Below are 23,474 nucleotides of genomic sequence, written 5' to 3'. Positions count from 1 at the left end.
GTTGTCGTCGCCCGAGAAACTCGCCGAAGCCGTCCTCCTGCCCGGGTTCGCCGGGACGACCGCGCCGGACTGGCTCCGCCGCCGGATCGCCGGCGGCCTCGGCGGGGTGATCCTGTTCGGCCGCAACATCGTCGACGACGAGCAGGTCGCCGCGCTCACCGCCCAGCTGCGGGGTGAGCGCGACGGCGTCGTTGTCGGGATCGACGAGGAGGGTGGCGACGTCACCCGCCTCGACGTCAACACCGGGTCGTTCGTGCCGGGGCCGCTCGCCCTCGGCGCGGCCGACGACCCGGAGCTGACCACGGCGGTCGCCGCCGCGCTCGGGGAACGGCTGGCGGCCTGCGGTGTCACGGTGAACCTCGCGCCGTGTGCGGACCTGACGCTGGCGGCCGAGGACCCGATCATCGGCGTCCGGGCGTTCGGGTCCGACCCGGTGAAGGCGTCCCCGCACGTCGCGGCCTACGTGACGGGGCTGCAGAAGTACGGTGTCGCGGCCTGCGCGAAGCACTTCCCGGGCCACGGCGCGGCGACCGAGGACTCGCACGTGGCACTGCCGGTGCTGCCGCGGACGCCGGAAGAGCTGCGGGAGATCGAACTGGTCCCGTTCGCCGCCGCGATCCGGGCCGGGGTGCGCTCGGTGATGACGGGGCACCTGGTCGTCCGGGCCTGGGGTGACGAGCCGGCCACGCTCAACCGCGTGGCGTTGACCGACGTCCTGCGCGGCGAGCTGGGCTTCACCGGCGCGGTGATCACCGACGCGCTGGAGATGGGCGCGGTGTCCGGCGCGTACGGCAAGCACGACGGCCTCGGCCGCTCGGCCGTGCGGGCCCTGACCGCGGGCGCGGACGCGCTCTGCCTCGGCGGCGCGGCGTTCGAGGCCGAGCACCTGGACGCGTGCGTCGCGGCGATCGTGGCCGCGGTCGCGGCGGGGGAGCTGCCCCTGGAGCGGCTCGAGGAGGCGGCTTCGCGGACGGCGGCGCTGGGCACCGACCCGGCGCCGGCGAAGGTCGGCCCGGTGGACCGTCGGCTCGGCCTGGAGGCGGCGCGCAAGGCGCTCCGCATCCGGGGTGACGTGCGGCTGGACGGGCCGCCGCTGGTGGTCGACGTCCAGACCGAGCCGACCATCGCGGCCGGCCCGATGCCGTGGGGCCTCGGCGCGCACCTGGCCGAGCTGGTGCCCGGCACCCGGGCGATCACCGCGACCCCCGACGACGTCGGTGAGATCCTCGAAGCGGCACAAGGGTTCCGCAGCGTCGTCGTGGTCACCCGGGAAGCGCACCGGCACCCGCGGGTGCGCGCGCTGCTGGCCGCGTTGTCCACTGTGGACTTCATCCGGGTGGAGACCGGCGCGCCGGGCCCGGCGGACGAGGGTGGCCCGCGGATCGACACGTTCAGCGGCTCCTACGTGAGCCTGCGCGCGGTGGCCGAACACCTGGCCTGAGTGTGTCCGGCAGGCCCCGCCTCCGGGCGGGGCCTGTCCCATTTGCCGCATCTCCACGAGCTGCCAGCGCTTTTGTACGGAGCTTGTACCGGCGCTCGCCATTCTGTCCTCACACCGGAACATGGAGGACGGACAAATGGGAATTCGGATCGGGAAGCGAGCGGCCGGCGTGGTCGGCATCGCCGCGGCGATCGTGCTGGTGGGCGCCACTCCGGCGCTGGCGGCGGCGGGCACGGTGCACACCGACTCCGGCGCGCCGCTGACCGTGCGCTCGTCGCCGAGCACCGGCGCGAGCTCGACCGGCACGGTCGCCGACGGCGCCGCCGTCGACATCGACTGCCAGACCACCGGCGAGACGGTCACCGGCAAGTACGGCACCAGCAACATCTGGGACCACGTCCCGGGCGGCTACATCACCGACACCTACGTCTACACCGGCTCCGACGGCCGGATCGCGCCGGACTGCACCGACGTGCCGACCCCGCCGGCCTCGACCTGCACGACCTCCGGGCTGAGCGACCCGAACACCTGCGCCCAGGCGGTCACCAAGGCGAAGTCGCGTATCCACACCAACAACGACCCGGCCTACGACGGCTGGTGCGACCGCATCAACGCGCAGAACTACGGCTTCAGCGCGAGCGGCTCGACCACGGCGTACGTGCACTGGACGCAGATCCCCAGCACCTACAAGCACCCGAACAGCACGGACGTCCCGGCCGGCGGCCTGGCGTTCTTCTCCAACGGCGGTTCGGGCCACACGATGATCTCCATCGGCGGCGGCAAGTTCCTGTCGAACGACATCAACGGCGCGGGCACCTACACCGAGACCACGATCGCGCAGATCAAGAGCAAGTGGGGCCAGACCTACCTCGGCTGGTCGCAGCCCTGGTTCAAGGTGAACCACTGACCTCGGTGACCGGCTGACACGCGCGGCCCCTGCCCACCTCCCCCGGGCAGGGGCCGCGCCGGGTCAGCTGTCGCGCTTCATGTGGTGCAGCACGAAGATCCCGCCGAGGGCCGGGCGGTCGAGCCGCTCGTGGTCGGTCGCCACGTACTCGTCGAGCACCGCCAGGATGCGCCGGTCGAGCTCCTCGACCTCGTCGGGGGACAGGTGCAGCAGGAACTTCTCGTGCACCGCCACCGACTCCGGCCCGGCCTCGCGCAGCTCGTCCTGGAAGATCTCGATCGGCGCGAACCGTGTCTCGGCGTCGGCGCCGGAGAGCGGGCCGTCGAGCCACCACGTCTCGTTGTTCGAGCGGTACGGCTTCTCGAGCGCGCCGCTGGCTCCCGTGCGGACCGGCGCCGGCTCCAGCAGGCCGGCGGCCACGAGCTGCCGGACGTGGTGCAGGACCGTGCCCGGGTCGCGGTCGAGGCGGTCGGCCAGCTGCTTGTTCGTCAGCTCGTCGACCAGGCACAACCGCATGATGCGCAGCCGCAGCGGGTGGCCGAGGGCCTTCGCCTCCGCCGGGGTCGCGGGCCGCCGGCGGCGGGGTTCGGTCATGAACGCAGCGTAGTCCATCGATGGAGTCCGGTCACATCGATGGAGAAAACTCCATCGATGTGCGATCCTCCATTTCATGACCGGGCTCGGGAGCACGTATTGGCGGCTGTGGACCGCCGCCGGCCTGTCCAGCCTCGCCGACGGCGTGCTCAAGGTCGCGCTGCCGCTGGTCGCGGTCGGCTACACGCGCTCACCGGCGCTCATCGCCGGGCTCGCGTTCGCCTTCAGCCTGCCGTGGCTGCTCTTCGCGCTACCCGCCGGCGCGCTGGTCGACCGCCTCGACCGCCGCCGCGCGATGCTCACCGCGAACCTCGTCCGCGGCGGGCTCCTCGCCGCGGTCACCCTGCTGACCGTCTTCGGCGGGGGATCGATCTGGGCGCTGTACGTCGTGGCGGTCGGTGTCGGGTGCGCCGAGACGATCTACGACACCGCCGCGCAGTCGATCGTGCCGCAGGTGGTCGGACGTGCGCAGCTGGCCCGCGCCAACGGCCGGATGTTCGCCGCCGAGCAGACCGCCAACGAGTTCGCCGGCCCGCCACTCGCCGGGGTGCTGGCCGCGGCCGGTGTGGTGGCCGCCCTCGTCACGCCGGTGGCGCTGTGGGCGGTGGCCGTCGCGGCGCTGCTGCTGGTGCGCGGGACCTACCGGATCGAGCGGCCGGCCCGCACCCCGCTCCGCGCCGACATTGCCGAGGGTCTGCGTTTTCTCTTGCGGCACAGAGTGTTGCGGACGTTTTCGATCATGGTCGGCACGTTCAACTTCGCCACCGGCGCGACCTTCGCCGTGCTCGTGCTCTACGCGGTCGGCCCGGGCTCGGCGATGGGACTGTCCGCACCGGCCTTCGGCCTGCTGATGGCCACGACCGCCGCGGGCGGTCTCGTCGGGGCACTGGTCGCCGAACCGGTGGAACGCGCCCTCGGCCGGGTCCGCGCGCTCTGGGTGTCGTGGCTGACCGGCGGGCTCCCGGTCGGCGTGCTCGTGGTGACGGCGAACCCGTACGTCGTCGGGGCAGCCTTCTTCACCGGCGGTGCGGGAATCCTGGTCTCGAACGTCGTCATGGTGTCGCTGCGCCAGCGCGTCACACCCGACCGGCTGCTCGGCCGGCTCAACAGCAGCCACCGGCTCGTCGCCTGGGGCACGAAGTCGCTCGGCGCCCTGGCCGGCGGCACGATCGCGCAGACCGCCGGGCTGCACACCGTGTTCGTGGTCATGGGTGTGCTGGCCTTCGCGGTCGTCGCGGGTTTGCTCGGCATCACCGAGGACACGCTGGCCGAAAGTGAAGTTGCGCAGGGAATTACTCGGGCATAGGGAGGGTGTTCAGCCGGTCCTCGGGAAGCGGCTCGGTGCGCCACCCGAGGTCGACGGCAGCCCGGCGGACCCGGCCCGCACCCCGGTACGGCAGCCCGGGCACCAGTCCCGGCACGAGCGTGTGCACGGCGTGGAACCCCGCGGCCGCGACGTCGCGAGTCGTGAGGTCGACGCTGATCACCTCGAACCCGCGGGCCTCCACCCGGTCCTGGTAGGCCTTGAACGTCCGCTCGCTCAGCGCGGGCAGGCCCTCCTGGTCGCGCACCGGCAGGTCACGGCCGAAGTCTTGGAGGTGGCGCCGGTCCGCCGGGTTCACCCTGAGCGGGCTCAGCACGGGCCTGTTGTCGGCCACGAGCTGCCGGGCGAACCCGTCGGCGAGCGCCGCCTTGGCCGCTTCGATCGCGTCCGGCCGGGTGGCGAACCCGATCGCCGGCCGCCGGCGGAGGCGGTCGAAGACCGCGGCCGCGACCACCGGGACACCGAACTCGTTGTCCAGCGGAACGATCGTGACGTCGTGGGTGTCGGCGGTCTCGGCGACGAGCGCGCGGAGCTCGGCCGGCAGCCGCAGCCGTGGCAGCCGGGGTGTGCCGGCCCACCACAACGTGGCCGTGTCCCGTTCCAGCACCGCTTCGAGCCCGGTGGTAAGGGCCTGCTCTTCACTGCTGCCGCCGGCGGCGCCGATCAGCGGCCGGGTGAAGCGAGCGCCGGGATCGGGTGAGACGAGGCAGGCGGGAACCCAGACCGGTTCGCGCGTGGTGTGCGAAAAGCCTTCCAGCCACGCACATTCGACGTCGGTGGTCAGCGGGACGAACGGGAAGCCGGCGGTCCGGTACTGCTGCGGCGAATAGAGGTTGAGCCGGCGCGGGTCGAGCGCCGGGACGCCGTCGCGGCGCAGCCGGGTGTAGCTGTCGTGGCGGATTTCGCGATCCGGCGGCAGGAAGCCACCGCAGTACCGCGCCACGGCTTTGCCGATCGCCGACTCGCGCGCGGTTTCGCCGTCCTGCCACGACACGCCGAACACCCGCCCACCGCCCGCGATGCCGGCCGTGGACACCCGCAGCCGGGCCGGGATCGCGGGCAGTTCGCGCACCCCGGTGACGATTCCGGTCCGGTCGTCAACGAGCAGTTCGGGCCGGTCTCCGCCCGCCACCACCGGCCGGGGCCGGTCGGGCATCGGCAGCACGGGCCGGGGTGAGGTGGTCAACCGGACCGGGTCCAGCTCGAGTTCGCCCCGCGTGGTCTCCGCAGGGTCTCCGGCGATCCAGCGCCCGAGCTCGACGGCGGCCGTGGCGAGCAGCCAGCGGGTGTCGGCGGACCCGAACCGCGGGCCGGGCTCGTCGGCGTGAGTGTCGTCCTCGGCCGCGCGTCGGCGGGCCAGCGCATCGGCGAAGTCGGGTCCGGTGCCCGGCGTGACGGCGGGCCCGGCGATGCCCCGGCCGCGTTCCCCGCGGAACGGGAAGAAGCGCAGTTCGTGACGGGCGCAGAACGCGCCCAGGGCGGTGAGCTCGGCATGCGCCGGATGGGCGAACGCCGCGACGACAACGGTGTTGGCCGCGTCGACGGAGAAGGTGCGGTCGAGGGTGGTCAGCACTTCGACGCGCGCGTAGCCGGCCGGGGCGAGGATGTCCGCCAGGGGAGTGGTCAGCTCGGCCGGGCCGGCGAGCAGCACGGTCGTCGCGGCGAGCCGCGGGGAACCGGTGTCGGGTGCCGGGCGCGCGGGGCCGTCCGCGGCCAGGATGTCGAGCACGTCGGCGTACCCGGGGTCCATCCAGGACAGCAGCTCGGTGCGGGTGCGCGTGCCGTCGCAGCGGCGAAGCCAGTCCCGGACCTCACCCGCCGGCGCGGGAACCGGGACTTCGCGGCCGTTCGGCGTGATCAGCAGGCACCGCCGGGGTTCGAGGTCGTGGACCTCGGCCCCGGTGATCCGCAGGCGGACGTCGTCGGCGGGCATCACGGACCTCCGGTGGGGCGGACGTGGGTGTGCCGCGGCCCCGGAGCCAGGGGGCCGCGGCACTCGGCGGGTCGAGTCGTCGAAATCCTGCGGTTCCTCCTTTTCCGGTGTGCGGGGCCCCCGGCCGCAACCGGGGAGTGGTGAGGTGACCCAGTTTCGGGCGCGGCCGGGTGTTCCGGCGTCTTCTGGAATGCGGTCCGCACCCCCGCGCCGCACGTTCGTCACGGACCCGGCCGGGAAGTTCGCACGGGCCACGACGTGCAGGCGCCCCACCGGTGACTGCCGCCGGTGGGGCGCCCGTTCGGGATCTTTCAGCTCACGCTCGGCAGGTCTTTCCGCGGTTCACGCAGTTGACCAGCCCGTTCATGATCCGCTGCGACATCACGTTGGCGAAGTCGTCGTGGTCGGACAGCGGGTTGTGCTTCTCCTGCGGGAAGGCGTCCACTTTGTACTGCTTCTTGACCTGGATGTCGTGCGGGATGTCGTAGGTCAGCGAGATCTGCAGCTGCGGCACGGCCTTGAAACCCTTGGCGCAGCGGCCGAACTTGTCGGGGAACACGATGTGCGTGCGGTGGTTCGCACTGTCGGTGTTCTGCCCGTCCCAGCAGCTCGGGAACGTGTGGATGCGCTTGATCTTGCTGTTCTGCGGGCAGATCGGGTACTTGTCCGTGACGCGGTTCTCGAAGCCGGTGCACGTCCAGCTCGCGCGGGCGTTGGCCGGCCCGTTGGTCGACTGCTTCGCGTCGCCGTAGAGCACCCGCAGGAACCGCGGCATCGCCACGACCTTGCCGACCGGGCTGCCCCGGAAGGTGATCTGGGCCTTCTGCGGCCGCTGGATCTCACCGTCGTTGCCGGGCAGCTCGTTGTTCTCGTCCTGGCCGGGCAGTGCGCCGCCCGCGGTGCTGCTCGGCGGCGGGGTGGGCGTCCCGGTGTCCTTGCCGGGCTTCGGCGCGCACGGCGCGAGCCCGCCCAGGTCGCCCGGCTTCGGCGCGAACCGGCCGATCGCGATGGCGATGCGCTCGAGGATGGCGGCGCGGCGGTCCTTCAGCGGGTTCAGGATCGCGTTGCGCACGAAGTCGGCGCCGCCCTGGCCCTGCGTCGCCGCGACCCGCTTGTTGGCCTCGTCGGTCTGGGTGTCGAGCTGGTCCAGGTTGTTGTCGACCTCGGCCATCGCCTGGTCGGGGACGTCGGCGAGCTTGCTCGCGACGTCCGGGCACGCCACCTGGACGGTCTTCGCCTCCTGGTCGGCCTGCGCGCGGTCGCCGTCGGGCACCTTCGCGGCCTCGTTCTCCTCTTCTTCGCCGGTGTCGATGCGGACCACGGGCCAGAAGTAGGCGGACTTGTCCCCGTTCCGGCAGGTGGTGCCGGCCTTGACGAGGCTCTTGTTGTTCGAGTCGGCGTTGGTGGAGAGGTTGCCGACGTAGTCGTGCAGGTGCTGGGCGCCGTTGCGGACGCCGGGCTGGGCGATGAAGTTGTCGGGGTTGAAGTGGCCGTTCTCGTTGCGGCCGCAGTCGACGGTGAAGGTGCCGGTCGCCGCGCCGGAGACCGGCCGCGGGTCGAACTGGTTCGGCTTCACCTTCAGGATGTCGATGTAGAGCGCGGGATCGGCTTCGTCGGCACTGGCTTCACCGGTGCCGCCGGTCGTCGTCGCGACGACGATGCCGCCGACCGCGATCGCCAGGGCGAGGCCGCCGGTCGCGATCTTGGTTCTGCGGGAAAGGCGATGCCGTCCTTGGGTGCTGGGCATGCGGAATCCTCCGGGGTGTCGGGCTGGCGGGAACGCGCGACACTGAACGGGCACGAGGCAAGGCTCGCCCCCATCAGGATGACAACTTCGAAAAGCTGCGTCGGCGGGAGAACGATTCCCGGCTGGTCCACCGACCCGACATCGGTGGGTGCGCGGCCACCTGCCCGCGGCCACGCCGTCAACCGGCTGGTTATCGTTCCGTGATGGAAGCTACACCGGGACTTGACGCCGGGCAAGAAGGTATTTCCGGCAATCACGAACCGTCAGCGCCGGTTTCCGTTTCCGTAGCCGGGTACGGGCGTGAAAGGGCGCGGGGAATGAACGAAGAATGGCGCACACGAAATATCGCGGGCGCGACGGCCCGCAGGTGGATCACGCTGGGTAGCCGCGCGTGACCCGCTCCGGCGTTCTCGGGTGCGCGGTCATCCTGGGCCCCCGACCGGGGCGTTGTCCAGCTTCCGGCGGTGTGGCGAAAAACTTTGAACCGATCTGAACCCGCATCCGTATCCCTGAGTGAGGCGCGCGGAATGCCCGCTGGCCGTGAACCCGGAACCGGAGGAGAATCCGTACCCATGGCACGGTACGGAACCCAGTTCGGCCCGGACATCACATTCCTGGGCGTCGAACGCTGCGATTGGGCGGACGCCGCCACATATCGCGACGCCGACGTCGTCATTCTCGGTGCGCCGTTCGACGGCGGGACCTCGCACCGCCCGGGCACGCGGTTCGGCCCGCAGTACATCCGCCAGAGCTGCTACCTCCCGCACGACGGCTCGCGCCCGTCGCTGGCGTTGCGCGTCGACGGGCTCAAGGACCTCGCCGTTTACGACGCCGGCGACGTCGAGATGTACTCGGGTGACGCCGAGCGCTCGGTCCGTTCCCTGCAGGAAGCGGTGCACGCGGTCACCGCGAACGGCGCGATCCCGCTCGTCCTCGGCGGTGACCACACGATCGCCTGGCCGGACGCCGCCGGCGTCGCCCAGCACCTGGGGCAGGGCCGGGTGTCGATGGTCCACTTCGACGCGCACGCCGACACCGGCGACATCGCGTTCGGCTCGCTCGTCGGGCACGGCCAGCCGATGCGCCGCCTCATCGAGTCCGGCGCGGTCCGCGGCGACCGCTTCCTGCAGATCGGCCTGCGCGGCTACTGGCCGGAACCGGCGACGCTCGACTGGATGGCTGCGCAGCGGATGCGGTCGTACGAGATGACCGAAGTCGTCGCGCGCGGTCTCGACGAATGCCTCACCGAAGCGTTCACCATCGCCACCGACGACTGCGACGGCGTGTTCCTGTCGGTGGACATCGACGTCTGCGACCCCGGGCACGCGCCGGGCACCGGCACCCCCGAGCCCGGCGGCCTCACCGCCCGCCAGCTGCTCGACTCGGTCCGCCGCATCGCGTACGAGCTGCCGGTGGTCGGCGTCGACGTGGTGGAGGTGTCCCCGCCGTACGACCAGGCCGAGATCACGTCGTTCCTGGCGAACCGCGTGGTGCTGGAGGCGTTGTCGGGAATCGCCCGGCGACGTCGTGACGCTGCGGACGGCACCACCTGGGATCCGACGCAGCCACTGCTGGCCGACCGCCCCGAAAGGCCATGAACGACTCTTTCCCGTCGTCCGACGCGATGAACGAGTCGTTCATGACGTTCGGGTCAGCGCAGCACGGCCGGGACCGCCGGAATCGCGGCCAGCGCCGAGTCCAGGCGGTGCCCGACCGCGTGCCCCACCTGGTCGCGCAGTTCGGCGAGCTTCTCGACGTCGATTCCCGTCGCGATGCCTTCGCGGTGGAAGAAGTCGACGAGGTCGTCGGTAGCGACGTTGCCGGACGCGCCCGGGGCGAACGGGCAGCCGCCGAGGCCGCCCAGGGCCGAGTCGAACCGGCGGATGCCGAGGTTGAGCCCTTCCCAGGCGTTCGCCGCCGCGCGGCCGTAGGTGTTGTGCAGGTGCAGGCCGAGCGGCACGTCCGGCAGCTCGTCGCGCACCGCGGCCACCGTCGCGCGCAGCTGGCCCGGCCGGGCGGCGCCGATCGTGTCGGCGAGGTGGACCACCCGCGCGCCCATCGCACCCAGCCGGGCGGCGACGTCGGCCGTCCGGTCGGGGTCGGTGTCACCGTCGAACGGGCACACGAACGCCGTCGCCACGGATGCTTCGATCGCCACTCCCGCCGCCGTCAGCAGCGAAGCGCACCCGGCCAGCCGGTCGAGGGCCGCGGCCGTCGGCACGCCGGCGTTCGCGGTGCTGTGCCCGTCGCTGGCCGAAACCACCAGCCGCACCGAGCGCGCGCCGGCGTCGATCGCCTGCTGTGCTCCGCGTTCGGTGAACACCAGGGTGTGCAGGCTCGCCGGCACGTCCGGCAGCAGCGTCCGCAGCACTTCGCCGGTGTCGGCCATCTGCGGCACCCGGCGCGCGGAGACGAACGAGCCGACCTCCAGGGAGCGCACGCCCGCGTCGATCAGCCCGCGGGCGAGGCGGACCTTCTCGTGCGACGGCACGGTGACGGGCTCGTCCTGCAGGCCGTCGCGCAGCACGACCTCGGTGATGAGGACTTCGCTCATGTCAGATCACTCCGTTCTCGCGCAGGCGGGTGACCGCCTCGCCGGTGACGCCGAGCTCCGCGAGCACGGCCTCGGTGTGTTCGCCCAGCTCCGGCCCGAGCGTGCGGGTCCGGCCGGGCCGTTCGGTCAGCGTCGGCACGATGCCGGGGAACGTGATTTCGCCGTCGTGGCCGCGTACCCGGTGCCGCTCGTGCATGCCGCGTGCCTCGAAGTGCGGGTCCTTGGTGATGTCCGCGGCGGTCAGGATCGGTCCACACGGGACGGACGCCCCGCGCAGCTCGGCTTCGGCGGCCTCCTGACCGAGCGCCGCCGTCCACGCGCCGATCGCGTCGTCGAGCAGTTCGGCGTGCGCGACGCGGCCGGCGTTGTCCGCGAAGCGCGGGTCGTCCGCCAGGTCGGCGCGGCCGATGGCGTGCATCAGCCGCCGGAAGATCGCGTCGCCGTTGCCGCTGACGACGATGTACTTGCCGTCGGCGCACCGGTAGGTGTTGGAGGGCGCGACCCCCGGCAGCGCGGAGCCGGCCGGGCCGCGGGTGACACCGAACGCGTCGAAGTCCGGGATCAGCGACTCCATCAGCGAATAGACGGCTTCGTACAACGCGACGTCGACCACCTCACCCGGCGTGGCGCCCGGCTCGCGGTCGCGCCGCAGCAGGCCCATCAGCGCGCCGATCACCGCGTAGAGCCCGGCGACGGAGTCGGCCAGGCTGACGCCGACCCGGGTGGGCGGCCGGTCGGGGTAGCCGGTGAGCGCGCGCAGGCCGCCGATCGCTTCGGCGACCCCGCCGAAGCCGGGCCGGTCGCGGTAGGGGCCGGTCTGGCCGTACCCGGAGACGCGGACGACGACCAGCCGCGGGTTGAGCGCGCGGAGCTCGGCGGGGCCGAGCCCCCAGCGTTCCAGGGTGCCGGGCCGGAAGTTCTCGAGGAGGACGTCGCTGCGGGCGGCCAGCGAGCGGACGATCTCCTGGCCTTCGGGACGCCGCAGGTCGACGGTCACCGAGCGTTTGTTGCGCCCCAGGGTGCGGAACAGCAGTGACGTGTCGCCGGCGTGCAGCCGCCAGCGGCGCAGTTCGTCCCCGGTGCCCGGGCGCTCGACCTTGACGACGTCGGCGCCGAAGTCGGCCAGCAGGCGGCCGGCGGTCGGCGCGGCGATGAAGTTGCCCAGTTCGACCACCCGGACGCCGGTCAGCGGCCCGGTTTGTTCACTCATGCCCGACTCCAAATCACTATGTGAGTTGTAAACCCAGAATACGGGCGAGTGTCGCGGAGTCAACCGGGTCCGGCGTGGATAGACTGTGCGGCACACCACGGGCACGGGGCGGGGCGATGGCAGAGGAAGAACGCAGCGGCACGACGCCGGTGCTGGTGCTGCGCAAGTTCAAGCAGATCCTCGAGTCGTTCACCATCGACGACCCGGAGCTGACGCTGCAGCAGATCACCCGGTCCACCGGCCTGCCGGCGAGCACGTGCCAGCGGCTGGTGCACAACCTGGTGCGCGAGGGTTTCCTCGACCGCTACGACGACACCTACCGCGTCGGCCTCGGCCTGGTGCGCTGGGCCGCGCCGGGCACGTTCGGCCTGGACCTGGTCCGGCTGACCCGGCCGGTGCTGCAGCAGCTGCGCGACGAAACCGGCGAGACGGCCTGCCTCTACGTCCGCGACGGCGCCTACCGCACGGTGATCTCGCTGGCCGAGTCCCGCCACCCGGTGGTGCGGCTGTTCGTCGTCGGCATGGTGATGCCGCTGCACGCCGGCTCGGCCGGGAAGGTGTTCCTGGCCTGGGACAAGCTCGCGGTCAAGGACGCGATCGGCCACGGCCTGGCGCGTTTCACCCCGCGCACGACCGTCGACATCGACCTGCTCACCGAGCAGCTCGGGCAGATCCGCGAGGCGGGGTACGCGGTGAGCTTCGAGGAACGCGACCTCGGCGCCGCGTCGCTCAGCGCCCCGGTGTTCGGCCTGAACGGCGAGGTCAGCGCGGCGATCGGGATCGGCGCGCCGACCCAGCGGATGACGGCGGCGGATGTGCCGCGGCTGGCGCCGGTCGTGGTGGAGGCCGGACGCCGTGCGTCGGAGCGCCTCGGGTACCGGCCGGGTGTCGAGCAGGTTGCCGGGCTCTGATCTTCCCCGCCCGCCGGCGTGTCCGGTTCGTGTCGGGCTGCACTCCGTTGCCCGTTAACGCACCACGGCTTCGTCCCGGGTGTCCTTGACTCCACGCGTCAGCCGTCACATTATGGGTTGGCCAACCACATAGTGGAGAAGTCAAAGGAGACGACGGATGGCGAACATCCCCGACGCCGCCGTGCCGGACGGCGGCACGATCGCGGGCCGGCTCGACCGGCTGCCCATCACCCGCACGCACCGCCGGGCCACCGTCGCCGTCGGGCTCGGCTTGTTCTTCGACTTCTACGAGGTCTTCCTGACCGGCGTGCTCAGCTCGGTGCTCGTCGAGGAGTTCTCCCTCACGAAGGCGGACCTGCCGCCGCTGCTCGCGTCGACGTTCGTCGGCATGTTCTTCGGCGCCCTGCTGCTCGGCCGGCTCGCCGACCGGTTCGGCCGCCGCGGCGCGTTCCTGCTGAACCTCGGGCTCTACTCGCTCTTCTCGCTGCTCGGCGCGTTCAGCGGCAGCGCGCTGATGCTGCTGGTGACGCGGTTCTTCGCGGGCATCGGCCTGGGCGCGGAGCCGCCGCTGGCCGACACCTACCTCACCGACCTGCTGCCCGCCCGCAAGCGCGGCCGGTTCATCGCCTGGGCGTACACGCTCGCCTTCTGCGGCTTCCCGGTGGTCGGCTTCCTGGCCCGCGGGCTGACCGAGCACGAGCTCCTCGGCATTCCCGGCTGGCGCTGGCTGTTCGTGATCGGCGCGCTCGGCGCGGGCGCGGTCTTCCTGCTCCGGCGCGGGCTGCCCGAGTCGCCGCGGTGGCTGGCCTCGGTCGGCCGCACCGCGGAGGCCGAGCACCTCGTGGCCGGGATGGAAGCCGAGGCTCGTGGGGCTGTCAACGAGAACCCCGCCCCGCCGCGCGGCACCACCCGCAAGCGGGCCGGGGCGCCGGTGCGCGAGCTGTTCGGCGCGGCCCTGCGCCGCCGCACCTGGATGATGGTCGTCTTCCACATCCTGCAGACCCTCGGTTACTACGGCTTCGGCACGCTCGTGCCGCTGGTGCTGGCCGCCAAGGGGTACGCCGTTTCGCAGTCCCTGCTGTTCGCCGCGCTGACCTACCTCGGTTACCCGGTCGGCTCGGCGCTCTCGCTGCCGATCGTCGAACGGGTGGAACGGAAGTTCCTCGTGATCGGCTCGGTGCTGGCGATGGCGGTGTTCGGCATCGCGTTCGGCTACGCCGGTTCGATGGTGTGGATCCTCGTGTTCGGCTTCCTCTACACCGCCACCAGCAACCTGTTCTCGAACGCCTACCACATCTACCAGGCCGAAATCTTCCCGACGGCGCTGCGCTCGACGGCGTCGAGCGGCACCTATTCGCTGTCGCGGCTGGCCAGCGGGGCGATGCCGTTCGTGCTGGTGCCGCTGCTGGACTCCACCGGCCCGACCACGCTGTTCCTGGTCGTGGCGGGCGCGCTGGTGGTGGTCGCGGTGGACGTCGCGGTGCTGGGCCCGCGCACCACCGGTCGCCGGCTGGAAAGCGTCAACAACGACGTCACGGCGGCCGCGTCGCAGCAGCCGCTTCGATGACCGATCAACCGCGGAGGCACCGCGGCACGCTCGCACGGCGGCCCGAACGAAGCAGGGGACGCCGCGTCGAAAGAGGCCAAGTGTTCCTTCGACGCGGCATTCCCCGCTTCGCGGGCCTCACGGCGCGGCGCCCTTCTGGGCGAGCAAGCCGCGCCGCAGCGTGGTGAGCGCGCGGTGCTGGGCGACGCGGACGGCGCCGGCGCTGGCGAGGCCGACGGCCGCGGCCGTCTCTTCGGCCGAAAGACCGAGGATGATGCGCAGCACCAGGATTTCCCGCTGGCGCGGCGGCAGGGTGTCGAGCAGCCCGGCCGACCAGTCGAGCGCGGCGGACCGCTGGACCTCGTCGCCGGTGGGATCCCGGCCCACCGACCGCTCGGCGGGCGGTTCGGCGACCGGGCTGGTCCGGTCGCGCGCCCGGCGGCGGTGGAAGTCGGACACCTTGTGCGCGGCGATCCCGAAGACGAACGGGACGAAGCCGGCCGGCTCGTAGCGGTACCCGGGCAGTGCCCGCACGACCGCGAGCAGCACCTCCTGCGCGCAGTCCTCGGCGTCGGACGAGCCGTCCTGCCAGGTCCCGAGCCGGCCGAGGCAGTAGCGGAACACCATCGGCCGCAGCGCACGCAGCAGCCCGGCCACCGCGGCCCGGTTCCCGGTGACCGCCGGCCCGACGAGGGCCGGGTCGAGTGCGGACATCGCCGTGGGTGCGGCGTCACCCTCGGCGGAGTGCGGCGGCATCTGCTTCACCCTTCCCCTTACGCTCCCGGCAACCGACGGTCATGACGCTAAGTCACCCCGCGTGGCCGCCACACCGGCCGGGCGACCGCGGCGACCCGGGTCTTCCGGCCCTGGCGCGTGATCTTGCGGTGTGCGTGCCGGGGCGTCGTGGCGGCAGCCGGGCCGAACGGCCCTACCGGCGGCCCACCACGGTCGATCACGCTGGATGCCGGGGATTTTTCACAGGAGAAACACAGGTATCCGATGGTGGACGACGTGGGCTTCGGGTTGCTGCTCGACCGGCAGCAGTGCCTCGCCCTGCTCCGGACGGCGAGCCTCGGCCGGGTGATCTTCACCCACCGTGCCATGCCCGCGGTCCGCCCGGTGCGGTTCACCGTCGTCGACGAGGCCGTCGTCTTCGCGGTGCCGACCGGCAGTCCCCTCTACGCGGGCGCGCGCGACGCCGTCGTCGCGTTCGAAGCGGACGACTTCGCCGCCGACTTCGGCGCCGGCTGGTACGTCAGCATCCTGGGCCGGGCCACCGAGCCCGCCGTCGACGACACCGATGTCGCTTGCCTGTGCCCGTGCCCCTCACTGGCCGGCCGCCGGTTCCTGCGGATCCCGGTCGAGGCCGTCACCGGTCACCGCATCGCCTGCCACGCCGAGGTAACTCCCCGGAACCAGTAACAGAGCCGTTCCGCCGATCGACCCACCGGATGGACGAACCGGATTGGGCCGTCGCGGGCAGCCGCCTGTGGCACCCTTGACGCCCCGGGGAGTCCTCCGGGAGACGGCGAGCCGACGGGGTCGACGGAAAAAGTGGCGGACGAAATCAGCATGCCGATGATCCTGGCCGCGGTGGCCGGGATCGCGCGGGAGCTGGACCTGCCGGCGTTGCTGGACCGCGCGGTGAAGACCGTGTGCGAAGTGGTCGGCGCCCGCCGGGGCCGGCTCGAGGTGACCGGTCCCGAGGGCGGTGTCGCCGAGTACGGCCGGCCCGGTGGCGCGGCCGCGGTCGAACTGCCGGTGCGGGCCGGCGAGCGGACGCTCGGCACGTTCGTGGTCGAGCCCGGGAACGGCGGCGAGTTCGGCCGCCGCCAGCGGGAGGTGCTGGGTGCGCTCACCGCCGCGACCGGGATGGCCGTCGAAAAGGCCTTGCTGGTCGACGGGATGCGCCGCCGCGAACGCTGGCTGGAAGCGTCCTACGACGTCACCCGGGCGCTGCTCGGCGCCCAGGACCTGCGGGCCACCCTGCGGCTGATCGCCGAACGCGCCCGCGTGGTGGCCGGCGGCACCGGGGGCGCGATCGCGCTGCCCGCCGGGCCGGGCCGGCTCGTCTTCGACGTCGTCGAGCCGCCGGGGGAGGACGCGGACCGGCTCACCGGGCTGACCGTCCCGACCGAGGGCACCGCCACCGGGATCGCGTTCACCACCCGCCGCCCGATCGTGGTGCGGGACTACGGCGAGCACGTCCAGAACGAGCAGCGTGACCGCGCCGGGTCGATGCCGGCGATGATCAAGGACCTCGACTCGGCGATCTCGGTGCCGCTGATCGTCGGTGACGAGACCCTCGGGGTGCTCGTGGTCGCGAAGTTCCGCGACAAGTCGCCGTTCACCGACTCCGACGTCCAGCTGGCCGAGACGTTCGCCGGGCACGCCGCGCTGGCCGTCGAGTTCTCGCGGGCGCAGGTGGCCCGTCAGCAGCTCGCGGTGTTCGAGGACCGCGACCGGATCGCCCGCGACCTGCACGACCTCGTCATCCAGCGGCTCTTCGCGACCGGGCTCGGACTCGAGGGGGTCAGCAGGCTGATCTCCGACCCGGGCGTCGGGGCGCGGGTCGCCGGGTTCGCGCAGGACCTCGACGGCACGATCCGCGAGATCCGCAACAGCATCTTTTCGCTGCAGGCGCCCGCCCAGGCGCAGGGCAGCCTGCGTGCGGAGCTGCTGCGGGTGGCGGTCGACGCCCGCGACACGCTGGGCTTCGAGCCGCGGGTCGGCTTCGACGGGCCGCTGGACGCCGCGGTGCCGGACGCGGTCCGCTCCGACCTGATCGCGTCCCTGCGTGAGGCGCTGACGAACGTCGCGCGCCACGCCGTGGCGACGTCGTCTTCGGTCGAGGTCGGCGTGGACAGCCTCGGCCGGCGGCTGAGCCTGGTGGTGCGCGACGACGGGACCGGTCCACCGGCGGAGCCGGGCCGTCGCAGCGGGCTCGCCAACCTGGCGGCCCGTGCGGCACGGTGGGGCGGGAACTGCGTGCTGGCGGCCGCCGAAGGTGGCGGCTCCCGGCTCGAATGGACGGCCGAGCTGCCGGCGCGGACCGGCGAGCAGGGGAGTGCGTGATGACGATCTCGGTGTTTCTGCTCGACGACCACGAGCTGGTCCGGACCGGGCTGAAGACCGTGTTCGAGTCCGAAGAGGACATCCAGGTGGTCGGCGAGGCGGCGACGGTGGCCGAGGCGCTGGTCCGGATCCCGCAGGTCCGCCCGGACGTGGCGATCCTCGACGTCCGCCTGCCCGACGGCCAGGGGGTGGAGGTGTGCCGTGAGATCCGCTCGACGGTCGAGCCGCCGCCCGCGTGCCTGATGCTGACGTCCTATTCGGACGACGACGCGCTGTTCGGCGCGATCATGGCCGGTGCGGCCGGGTACATGCTGAAGCAGGTTTCCGGCCGGTCGCTGGTCGACGCCGTCCGCACGGTCGCCGTGGGTGGTTCCCTGCTGGACGCCACGCTTACCGCGTCGGTGATGAACAAGCTGCGCGGCGAGACGGCGTCGTCGGGGCCGGACCCGCGGTACGAGCAGCTCAGCCCGCAGGAACGGCGGGTGCTCGACCTCGTCGCGGAGGGCCTCACCAACCGCCAGATCGCCGAGCGGCTGTTCCTGGCCGAGAAGACCGTGAAGAACTACGTGTCGTCGGTCCTGCACAAGCTCGGGGTCGAGCGGCGCACCTCGGCGGCGGTGTACGTGTCCCAGCGGCGCGCCGATACCGGCCATTCGGGGTGATCTTGCCCCCACTCGGACGAAACGGGTGGGGCGTTCGACGTATCTGGACGCCGATGGAGTACACCTGTCGGGTGATCGCAGGGGGCCGCCGGGGACCCTGCTGCGCGGTGGAGGGGACGGCATGGCGGGGTTGTCGAGCGGGGACTATGTCACGCAGCAGATCAGAGCGCTCGCGGAAGCGGTGCGCCGGGAAGGTGCCGGCGGGGTCGGCACGCACAGCTTCCAGCTGGCGGAGCACCTGGCGGCCGAGGGAGGCGTCCACCGCGGCGACATCCTGACGGCGACGGCGACCCTGCTGGCGATGACGGCGTGGTGCGACGGCGCGGCCGACGCGGCCGGCCGGTTCGCGGAGCTGGCGGGCGAGTGCGACGAGGAGTCGCGGGAGCTGGTGACGCACCTGCTGCGCCTGGAGGTCGGCGCGGACCAGGGCTGGCTGCCGGAGGCGCACGCGGAGGCGTTGCTGGAGTACGCGCAGCGGGCGCGCCGGAGCGACCTGGCGACGCGGGTGCGGTCGATCGCCGGCTCGCGACGCGGCCGGCACCGGCGCGACTGACCGGGCCGCGTCCCACCGGCTTCCCGCCGGCGCGGCCACGGTCGCGCCGGTGGGCGTCAGGCGTGGACGCCGGTGAGGGCGAAGAACTCCTGGCGCGTCTTGGGTTCTTCGCGCAGCAGACCGTGCAGGGCCGAGGTGACGGTGAGCGCGCCGGTGGCCCGCACCCCGCGCAGCGACATGCACATGTGCTCGGCTTCGATCACCACGCCGACCCCCTTCGGTGCGAGGTGCTCCTGCAGCCAGTCCGCGACCTGCTTCGTCAGCCGTTCCTGCACCTGCAGGTCGCGCGCGAACAGTTCGACCACGCGGGCCAGCTTCGACAGGCCGAGGATGCGCTCGCCGGGGAGGTAGCCCACGTGCGCGACACCGCGGAAGGGCAGCAGGTGGTGCTCGCACAGCGACTGCACCGGGATGCTCCTCGCCAGCACGAGCTCGTCGTAGCCCTCGTCGTTGGGGAACGTCGTCAGCTGGAAGTCCCGCGGCTGCAGCATCTCCGCGAAGGCGTTCGCGACGCGCCGCGGGGTGTCGCCGAGGTGCTCGGACGACGGGTCCTTGCCCAGGGCGCGCAGCAGGTCGGCGACCGCGCGTTCCGCGGCGCGCAGGTCCATGGTGTCGCGGTCGTGGACAACGCCGAGGTGCCGCAGCGGCACCGGCTCGCGGACGGGGTCGACGGTCACGAAAGGCCTCCTCAAAGCAGTTCGAGCCGACGGTAGAAGCCCGCCCGGGTTTTCGTCAACGTTCTTTTGTTTTAGAGTGCGCTGATGCACACCTCCGAGACCGGTGCGCTGGCCGCGGTCGCGGCACTCGACGAGCCGACCCGGCGCCGGCTGTACGAGTACGTCGTCCGCCGGCCGGAGCCGGTGAGCCGCGACGACGTCGCCACGGCCCTCAGCGTGCCCCGGGGGACCGTCGCTTTCCACCTCGACCGCCTGGTGGACCTCGGGCTCCTCGCGATCGGGTACGAACGCCGGACCGGCCGCAGCGGACCGGGCGCGGGCCGGCCGGCCAAGGTGTACCGCCGCGCGGACCGGCACGTGAGCGTCTCCTTGCCCGAACAGCAGTACGAACTCGCTGGTCAGCTGCTCGCGGCCGCCGTGGAGGAGGCCGACGAGACCGGCTGCTCGCCGCGGGAGGCCCTGAGCCGGCGGGCCCGCGAGCAGGGCGCCGAGCTCGCCGCGGGCGCCACGGAGATCATCGGCACGCTCGAAGAACACGGCTTCGAGCCGCGCGCCGAGGGCGGCGAGGTGCTGCTGGGCAACTGCCCGTTCCACCGGCTCGCCCGAACCCACCCGCGGCTGGTGTGCGAGATGAACCTGGGGCTGGTCGAAGGAATGCTCGCCGGCGCGGGGGAGCACGGCCGGCGGGCGCGGCTGGACCCGAAGCCGGGTTTCTGCTGCGTGCGCGTGGTCCCGGCGTAGCTCCGGCTAACGCGGGAGGAAGGGTAGTACGAAGAGGAAACCGCCGAAGGCCACCAGGGCGGCGGACACCACCCGATGCAGGAGCCGGCCCCGGAGCCGCGGCGCCAGCCGGGTGCCCGCCAGCGCGCCCGCCCCGGCCAGCACGCCGAGCACACTGCCGAGTCCGAAGTGGACGTTGCCCTGCGCCGCGTAGCCGATCGTCGCGAAGCCGACGAGCGGGATCTGGATGAGCTGCCCGGCCGCGATCGTCGTCAACGCGGGCACCCCGAGGGCGAGCAGCACCGGGACGAGCAGCACCGGCCCGCCGGTGCCGGTCAGCGCGGAGCCGAACCCGACCACCGCGCCCACCACCACGGCGGCGGGCGCGGGCAGTTCGCGGGTTTCGCGCGGCCGGGCCCAGAGGTTCCAGGCGCCGGACCCCGCCGTCACGACGCCCAGGACGAGCCAGAGCACCGTCGCCGGGACGACGTTGTTGACCAGGGCGCCGGCCGCTGCGGCCGGTGCGGCGCCGAGGGCGAGCAGCCCGCCGAAGCGCCACGGCATCGCCTGCTGCCGCGCGTAACCGACGGTGCCGACGACCCCGGTGAACAGGAAGGCCCAGCTGCTCGTCCCGGCCGCCGCGTGGATGTCGAGCCCGCCGAGCCAGGTGAGCGCGGGTGGCAGCAGCACGCCGCCGATGCCGATGGTCCCGATGAAGACCCCGACCGGGACGGCGATGACCAGGACGGCGAGCAGCACCCGGCCGACCGTAGTCCGTCGGGTACCCGGCTTGATCCAGCGGCTGGTGTCGCGCGTCCGAGGTTCGTTGACCGGGGCCCGGGCGCTCGGCCCGGCTGTTCGGAGCCGCTACCGGGCCGGGACCTCGCCGAGCCGCCCGGCGACCGCCGTGGTGATCGCGCTGGCGCCGAGTTCCGTGCCCGGCTTGATCCACGCCTCGCTCGGCTCCGCGCCGGCGACCGTGCGCTCGCCGATGAACCCGCCCGTGGCCGGGTCGATGATCAGCTGGCGGATCTCGTGGCGGTCGTCCAGGCCGAGGGCGACGCCGGTGCGTCCGTCGAGGTTGGTCTCGGCGGCCAGCACCGTCATGCCCGGGATCTTCGCCAGCGCCCGGTACCACTGGGCGCGCAGCTCGGCCGGCATCTGGCCGGCGCGGAGGATCTCGGTGCCGAAGTGGAACATCGCGGCCGGCGTCGAGCCGCGGCCCTTGGTCAGCTCCTGCAGCTTCGTGTAGAGCTGGGCCGGGTCGTGGGGGAGCGTCGCGTAGAAGGCGGGGCTGTCCCAGTCCGCCGGGTCGTCGCACTTCTTCGCCGGCTTGGACTTCGGGAAGAAGTCGCCGCAGCGGCCCTGCCACCGGCCCTGGTCGGTGCTGGTGAGCTCCGGCTCGGGCGCCTGGGACTGCGGCACCGAGCCGCCGAGGAACTTCCCGGTGGTGAGGATCTTGCGGTCCTCCTGCCAGACGTCGTGCGCGTCGGCCGGGATCCAGCGCTCGATCTGCTGCTCCCACAGGTAGGTGTAGCCGGTCGTGTCCCCGGTCTGGACCCCGCGCCCGACCCAGGTGTGCTCGGCGACGTAGCGGAACTGCCCGGGCCCGACGGGCTGATCGACCGCGCCGACGCTGAGGTCGGCCGCCCGGTTCAGGACCTCCGTCGCCGACATCAGCCGGATCTGCGGGGACGACGACACCGGCGCGGAAGGCGCGGCTTGCGGGGTGGCCGCCGGACCGGACGAACCGGCCTGCACGACGACGACCGTCACCGCGACCACCCCCGCCACGGCGGCGGCGACCGGCAGGGCGAACCGGCGGGCCCGCTTCGGCCGCAGCGGGAGCACGGTGGCGCCGGGTCCGAGCTCGGCCATCAGCTTCGCGCGGGCCGCGGACAGGTCGGCCGGCGCGGTGCGGGCGTCGCGGTGGAGCAGCTCGAGGGTCTCGTCGAGCTCATTCATGGGTGTTCTCCTCGGTGGGGACGAGCAAGGCCTGGAGCCGGTGGCGCACGCGGTGCAGGCGCGAGCGCACCGTGCTGGCGGGGACGCCGAGCGCTTCGGCGACTTCGGCCGGTTCGAGACCGGCCCAGGAGGTGAGCAGCAGGACGTCACGGTCCTCTTCGGACAGTCCGGCGAGCTCGCCGGCCAGGACACGCAGGCGGGCGGCCGCGTCGACCCGGCCGGCCACCGCGGTGTCGTGGTTCTCCGCCGGCCGGTCTTCGGTCCCGGCCCTCGCGGTCAGCTGGAAGCCGCGGACCTCCTGGCGCACGTGGTTGCGGAGCAGGTTGGTGGCGATCCCGTAGAGCCAGCCCCGGATCGGCGCCTTCGCGGGGTCGTAGCTGGCCCGTCTTCGGAGCGCGACGACGAACGTCTCCGCCACGAGGTCGTCCGCGGCGTGCACACCCACCCGGCCCGCGAGGTAACCGCGCAGGGGATGGGCGTACTCGTCGAAGAGCCGCGCGAAGACCTCCTTCGGATCCCGCGCGGCGAGGTCGGGCCGATCGAGTCGTTCGACGATTCTGGTCACGCTACTGGTTGTCGTGACCCCTCGCCCGCGTCCCCGATCACCCGCCCGGATGAGAGCCAGGCCACATCCGGGGCGGCAACGCCGAACACCAGCGGGGTCTGCGGACAACAACCGGTATGCACCGAGGGAACGTGATGCTGCTGGCCGGGATTTGCGCCGGCGCGGTGGTGGCGATGCTGGTCGTGGCCGCGGCGCTCCGGCCAGCGGAGCCTGCCGCCGCGGCCGATCCGTCGCTCGCGACCGTGCCGATGCTGACGACGAGCGTGGCGACCACGGCGACTTCGGCGCCGCCGGAGACGTCCGCGACGAAGACCGGTTCGCCCCTGCCCGACGGCGCCACGCTCGCGGCGCTGGTGCCCGGCAAGCTGAGCGTGCTCGTCCACGACCGCAAGAACGACCGGGACATCGTCTCCTACCGCCCGGGCGCGACCTACACGTCCGCGTCGCTGGTCAAGCTGCTCATCGCGCTCGAAGCGCTGAAGCAGGGGGAGCCGGCCGGTGACGTCGTGGAGATGCTTTCGCGCAGCGACGACGAGGTCGCGAGCCGGCTGTGGATGAAGCTGGGCGGGCCCACGATCGTCACGTCGTGGGCGAAGCGGATCGGGATGACCTCGACCCGGCCGCCCGCCGACGGAACCCACTGGGGCAGCACGCTCGTCACCGCCACCGACCTGGTCCGGTTCTACAGCTACCTGATGGACGACGCGCCCGGCGCCACCCGGCAGGTCGTCCTCCGCGCCCTCGACGGCGCCACCGAGCGGGGCGCCGACGGCTTCGACCAGTACTTCGGCATCCCGGGCGCGGTCACCGCCGCCGACTGGGCCGTGAAGCAGGGCTGGTCCTGCTGCGACCCGGGCCGCAACCTGCATACCAGCGGGATCGTCGGCGGCCGCCGCTACGTGGTCGTCGTGCTCAGCGCCCAGCCCGCCGGCACCAGCTGGGCGAAGTCATCGCAGAACGTGACGGCGGTCGTGAAAGCGCTGTCCGGCCCGCTCGGCTGGTCCTGACGCGCCCGGCGTCCGCCGGTGGCGGCCCCTTCGGCGGTACCGTCTCGTGGGTGGTGGCGAAGCGTGAGGTGGAGGGGGCCAGG

At 72.7% G+C, this 23,474-nt stretch carries 22 protein-coding genes; 12 read left to right on the top strand and 10 right to left on the bottom strand.

Annotated elements, in window-relative coordinates; genetic code table 11:
• The first annotated feature begins 1 nt into the window (after position 1).
• A complete protein-coding gene (locus tag ACIA5G_RS10765) occupies positions 2–1,441 on the top strand; it encodes a glycoside hydrolase family 3 protein (RefSeq protein WP_395922371.1) in 1,440 nt (479 codons plus the stop codon).
• A 136-nt stretch (positions 1,442–1,577) separates the two neighbouring features.
• On the top strand, positions 1,578–2,348 hold the full coding sequence (locus tag ACIA5G_RS10760) for a hypothetical protein (protein ID WP_395922370.1): 771 nt from the start codon (positions 1,578–1,580) through the stop codon (positions 2,346–2,348).
• Positions 2,349–2,411: 63 nt separating this feature from the next.
• Here ACIA5G_RS10760 and ACIA5G_RS10755 read toward each other — a convergent pair whose 3' ends face one another.
• Entirely contained in the window at positions 2,412–2,942 is a 531-nt protein-coding gene (locus tag ACIA5G_RS10755; RefSeq protein ID WP_395922369.1) for an ArsR/SmtB family transcription factor, read from the bottom strand.
• A gap of 76 nt (positions 2,943–3,018) precedes the next feature.
• Between ACIA5G_RS10755 and ACIA5G_RS10750 the strand changes: the two genes are divergently transcribed.
• Positions 3,019–4,248: an MFS transporter gene (locus ACIA5G_RS10750; protein WP_395922368.1), complete on the top strand. Its 1,230-nt coding sequence runs from the start codon at positions 3,019–3,021 to the stop codon at positions 4,246–4,248.
• Here ACIA5G_RS10750 and ACIA5G_RS10745 read toward each other — a convergent pair.
• Both ACIA5G_RS10745 and ACIA5G_RS10740 read right to left on the bottom strand, forming a co-directional pair.
• Positions 4,235–6,199 carry a YcaO-like family protein gene (locus ACIA5G_RS10745; protein WP_395922367.1) on the bottom strand — a complete coding sequence of 655 codons (1,965 nt, stop codon included), beginning with the start codon at positions 6,197–6,199 and terminating at the stop codon, positions 4,235–4,237. The two genes, ACIA5G_RS10750 and ACIA5G_RS10745, sit on opposite strands and share 14 nt — an antisense overlap.
• Positions 6,200–6,515: 316 nt before the next feature.
• Positions 6,516–7,946 carry a DUF1996 domain-containing protein gene (locus ACIA5G_RS10740; protein ID WP_395922366.1) on the bottom strand — a complete coding sequence of 477 codons (1,431 nt, stop codon included), beginning with the start codon at positions 7,944–7,946 and terminating at the stop codon, positions 6,516–6,518.
• 572 nt (positions 7,947–8,518) lie between these two features.
• Between ACIA5G_RS10740 and speB the strand changes: the two genes are divergently transcribed.
• Complete coding sequence (gene speB / locus ACIA5G_RS10735) at positions 8,519–9,544, top strand: agmatinase (RefSeq protein WP_395922365.1); 1,026 nt, start codon at positions 8,519–8,521, stop codon at positions 9,542–9,544.
• Between the two features lie 53 nt (positions 9,545–9,597).
• Here the strand turns inward: speB and ACIA5G_RS10730 are convergent, their stop codons facing one another.
• Together ACIA5G_RS10730 and ACIA5G_RS10725 are read right to left on the bottom strand one after the other, a co-directional pair.
• A complete protein-coding gene (locus tag ACIA5G_RS10730) occupies positions 9,598–10,500 on the bottom strand; it encodes a hydroxymethylglutaryl-CoA lyase (RefSeq protein ID WP_395922364.1) in 903 nt (300 codons plus the stop codon).
• A 1-nt stretch (position 10,501) separates the two neighbouring features.
• A complete protein-coding gene (locus tag ACIA5G_RS10725; protein WP_395922363.1) occupies positions 10,502–11,710 on the bottom strand; it encodes a CaiB/BaiF CoA transferase family protein in 1,209 nt (402 codons plus the stop codon).
• A 116-nt stretch (positions 11,711–11,826) separates the two neighbouring features.
• Between ACIA5G_RS10725 and ACIA5G_RS10720 the strand changes: the two genes are divergently transcribed.
• Positions 11,827–12,621, top strand: a complete 795-nt coding sequence (locus ACIA5G_RS10720; RefSeq protein ID WP_395922362.1) for an IclR family transcriptional regulator — start codon at positions 11,827–11,829, stop codon at positions 12,619–12,621.
• Between the two features lie 157 nt (positions 12,622–12,778).
• Positions 12,779–14,188 carry an MFS transporter gene (locus tag ACIA5G_RS10715; protein ID WP_395922361.1) on the top strand — a complete coding sequence of 470 codons (1,410 nt, stop codon included), beginning with the start codon at positions 12,779–12,781 and terminating at the stop codon, positions 14,186–14,188.
• Positions 14,189–14,305: 117 nt separating this feature from the next.
• Here ACIA5G_RS10715 and ACIA5G_RS10710 read toward each other — a convergent pair whose 3' ends face one another.
• Positions 14,306–14,923: a sigma-70 family RNA polymerase sigma factor gene (locus ACIA5G_RS10710; protein WP_395922360.1), complete on the bottom strand. Its 618-nt coding sequence runs from the start codon at positions 14,921–14,923 to the stop codon at positions 14,306–14,308.
• A gap of 243 nt (positions 14,924–15,166) precedes the next feature.
• Between ACIA5G_RS10710 and ACIA5G_RS10705 the strand changes: the two genes are divergently transcribed.
• From ACIA5G_RS10705 to ACIA5G_RS10690, 4 genes are all read left to right on the top strand, one after another.
• Complete coding sequence (locus tag ACIA5G_RS10705; RefSeq protein ID WP_395922359.1) at positions 15,167–15,589, top strand: pyridoxamine 5'-phosphate oxidase family protein; 423 nt, start codon at positions 15,167–15,169, stop codon at positions 15,587–15,589.
• A gap of 150 nt (positions 15,590–15,739) precedes the next feature.
• Positions 15,740–17,242 carry a GAF domain-containing sensor histidine kinase gene (locus tag ACIA5G_RS10700; RefSeq protein ID WP_395923502.1) on the top strand — a complete coding sequence of 501 codons (1,503 nt, stop codon included), beginning with the start codon at positions 15,740–15,742 and terminating at the stop codon, positions 17,240–17,242.
• The gene (locus tag ACIA5G_RS10695; RefSeq protein ID WP_395922358.1) at positions 17,242–17,904 is read left to right on the top strand and encodes a response regulator; all 663 of its coding nucleotides are present in this window, start codon (positions 17,242–17,244) and stop codon (positions 17,902–17,904) included. Before ACIA5G_RS10700 ends, ACIA5G_RS10695 begins: the two co-directional genes overlap by 1 nt.
• Positions 17,905–18,025: 121 nt before the next feature.
• Complete coding sequence (locus ACIA5G_RS10690; RefSeq protein WP_395922357.1) at positions 18,026–18,457, top strand: hypothetical protein; 432 nt, start codon at positions 18,026–18,028, stop codon at positions 18,455–18,457.
• 56 nt (positions 18,458–18,513) lie between these two features.
• Here ACIA5G_RS10690 and folE read toward each other — a convergent pair whose 3' ends face one another.
• Positions 18,514–19,134, bottom strand: a complete 621-nt coding sequence (gene folE, locus ACIA5G_RS10685; protein ID WP_395922356.1) for a GTP cyclohydrolase I FolE — start codon at positions 19,132–19,134, stop codon at positions 18,514–18,516.
• A gap of 84 nt (positions 19,135–19,218) precedes the next feature.
• Between folE and ACIA5G_RS10680 the strand changes: the two genes are divergently transcribed.
• Positions 19,219–19,875 carry a helix-turn-helix transcriptional regulator gene (locus tag ACIA5G_RS10680; protein ID WP_395922355.1) on the top strand — a complete coding sequence of 219 codons (657 nt, stop codon included), beginning with the start codon at positions 19,219–19,221 and terminating at the stop codon, positions 19,873–19,875.
• Between the two features lie 6 nt (positions 19,876–19,881).
• Here the strand turns inward: ACIA5G_RS10680 and ACIA5G_RS10675 are convergent, their stop codons facing one another.
• The 3 genes from ACIA5G_RS10675 to ACIA5G_RS10665 form a co-directional block, all read right to left on the bottom strand.
• Entirely contained in the window at positions 19,882–20,649 is a 768-nt protein-coding gene (locus ACIA5G_RS10675) for a sulfite exporter TauE/SafE family protein (RefSeq protein ID WP_395923501.1), read from the bottom strand.
• Positions 20,650–20,721: 72 nt separating this feature from the next.
• Positions 20,722–21,819, bottom strand: a complete 1,098-nt coding sequence (locus tag ACIA5G_RS10670) for a CU044_5270 family protein (RefSeq protein ID WP_395922354.1) — start codon at positions 21,817–21,819, stop codon at positions 20,722–20,724.
• Positions 21,812–22,384 (bottom strand): RNA polymerase sigma factor, encoded by a 573-nt coding sequence (locus tag ACIA5G_RS10665; protein WP_395922353.1) that lies wholly within the window; start codon positions 22,382–22,384, stop codon positions 21,812–21,814. The genes ACIA5G_RS10670 and ACIA5G_RS10665 overlap by 8 nt, the downstream gene beginning before the upstream one ends.
• A gap of 116 nt (positions 22,385–22,500) precedes the next feature.
• Between ACIA5G_RS10665 and ACIA5G_RS10660 the strand changes: the two genes are divergently transcribed.
• Positions 22,501–23,391: a hypothetical protein gene (locus ACIA5G_RS10660; RefSeq protein WP_395922352.1), complete on the top strand. Its 891-nt coding sequence runs from the start codon at positions 22,501–22,503 to the stop codon at positions 23,389–23,391.
• Positions 23,392–23,474 lie beyond the last annotated feature (83 nt).

Origin of the sequence: Amycolatopsis sp. NPDC051758, assembly GCF_044453095.1 — a bacterium.
In the GTDB taxonomy this organism is placed as follows: Bacteria; Actinomycetota; Actinomycetes; order Mycobacteriales; family Pseudonocardiaceae; genus Amycolatopsis.
This window is presented reverse-complemented; position numbering and strand designations above follow the sequence as displayed.

Bases quoted from the DNA above. Each gene is read 5' to 3' on its own strand.
- speB (WP_395922365.1), top strand. From the start codon at position 8,519: ATGGCACGGTACGGAACCCAGTTCGGCCCGGACATCACATTCCTGGGC.
- ACIA5G_RS10670 (WP_395922354.1), bottom strand. From the start codon at position 21,819: ATGAATGAGCTCGACGAGACCCTCGAGCTGCTCCACCGCGACGCCCGC.
- ACIA5G_RS10690 (WP_395922357.1), top strand. From the start codon at position 18,026: ATGGCGGGGTTGTCGAGCGGGGACTATGTCACGCAGCAGATCAGAGCG.
- ACIA5G_RS10760 (WP_395922370.1), top strand. From the start codon at position 1,578: ATGGGAATTCGGATCGGGAAGCGAGCGGCCGGCGTGGTCGGCATCGCC.
- ACIA5G_RS10740 (WP_395922366.1), bottom strand. From the start codon at position 7,946: ATGCCCAGCACCCAAGGACGGCATCGCCTTTCCCGCAGAACCAAGATC.
- ACIA5G_RS10745 (WP_395922367.1), bottom strand. From the start codon at position 6,199: ATGCCCGCCGACGACGTCCGCCTGCGGATCACCGGGGCCGAGGTCCAC.
- ACIA5G_RS10725 (WP_395922363.1), bottom strand. From the start codon at position 11,710: ATGAGTGAACAAACCGGGCCGCTGACCGGCGTCCGGGTGGTCGAACTG.
- ACIA5G_RS10750 (WP_395922368.1), top strand. From the start codon at position 3,019: ATGACCGGGCTCGGGAGCACGTATTGGCGGCTGTGGACCGCCGCCGGC.
- ACIA5G_RS10730 (WP_395922364.1), bottom strand. From the start codon at position 10,500: ATGAGCGAAGTCCTCATCACCGAGGTCGTGCTGCGCGACGGCCTGCAG.
- ACIA5G_RS10680 (WP_395922355.1), top strand. From the start codon at position 19,219: ATGCACACCTCCGAGACCGGTGCGCTGGCCGCGGTCGCGGCACTCGAC.
- ACIA5G_RS10705 (WP_395922359.1), top strand. From the start codon at position 15,167: ATGGTGGACGACGTGGGCTTCGGGTTGCTGCTCGACCGGCAGCAGTGC.
- ACIA5G_RS10720 (WP_395922362.1), top strand. From the start codon at position 11,827: ATGGCAGAGGAAGAACGCAGCGGCACGACGCCGGTGCTGGTGCTGCGC.
- ACIA5G_RS10755 (WP_395922369.1), bottom strand. From the start codon at position 2,942: ATGACCGAACCCCGCCGCCGGCGGCCCGCGACCCCGGCGGAGGCGAAG.
- ACIA5G_RS10695 (WP_395922358.1), top strand. From the start codon at position 17,242: ATGACGATCTCGGTGTTTCTGCTCGACGACCACGAGCTGGTCCGGACC.
- ACIA5G_RS10715 (WP_395922361.1), top strand. From the start codon at position 12,779: ATGGCGAACATCCCCGACGCCGCCGTGCCGGACGGCGGCACGATCGCG.
- ACIA5G_RS10710 (WP_395922360.1), bottom strand. From the start codon at position 14,923: ATGCCGCCGCACTCCGCCGAGGGTGACGCCGCACCCACGGCGATGTCC.
- ACIA5G_RS10700 (WP_395923502.1), top strand. From the start codon at position 15,740: ATGCCGATGATCCTGGCCGCGGTGGCCGGGATCGCGCGGGAGCTGGAC.
- ACIA5G_RS10660 (WP_395922352.1), top strand. From the start codon at position 22,501: ATGCACCGAGGGAACGTGATGCTGCTGGCCGGGATTTGCGCCGGCGCG.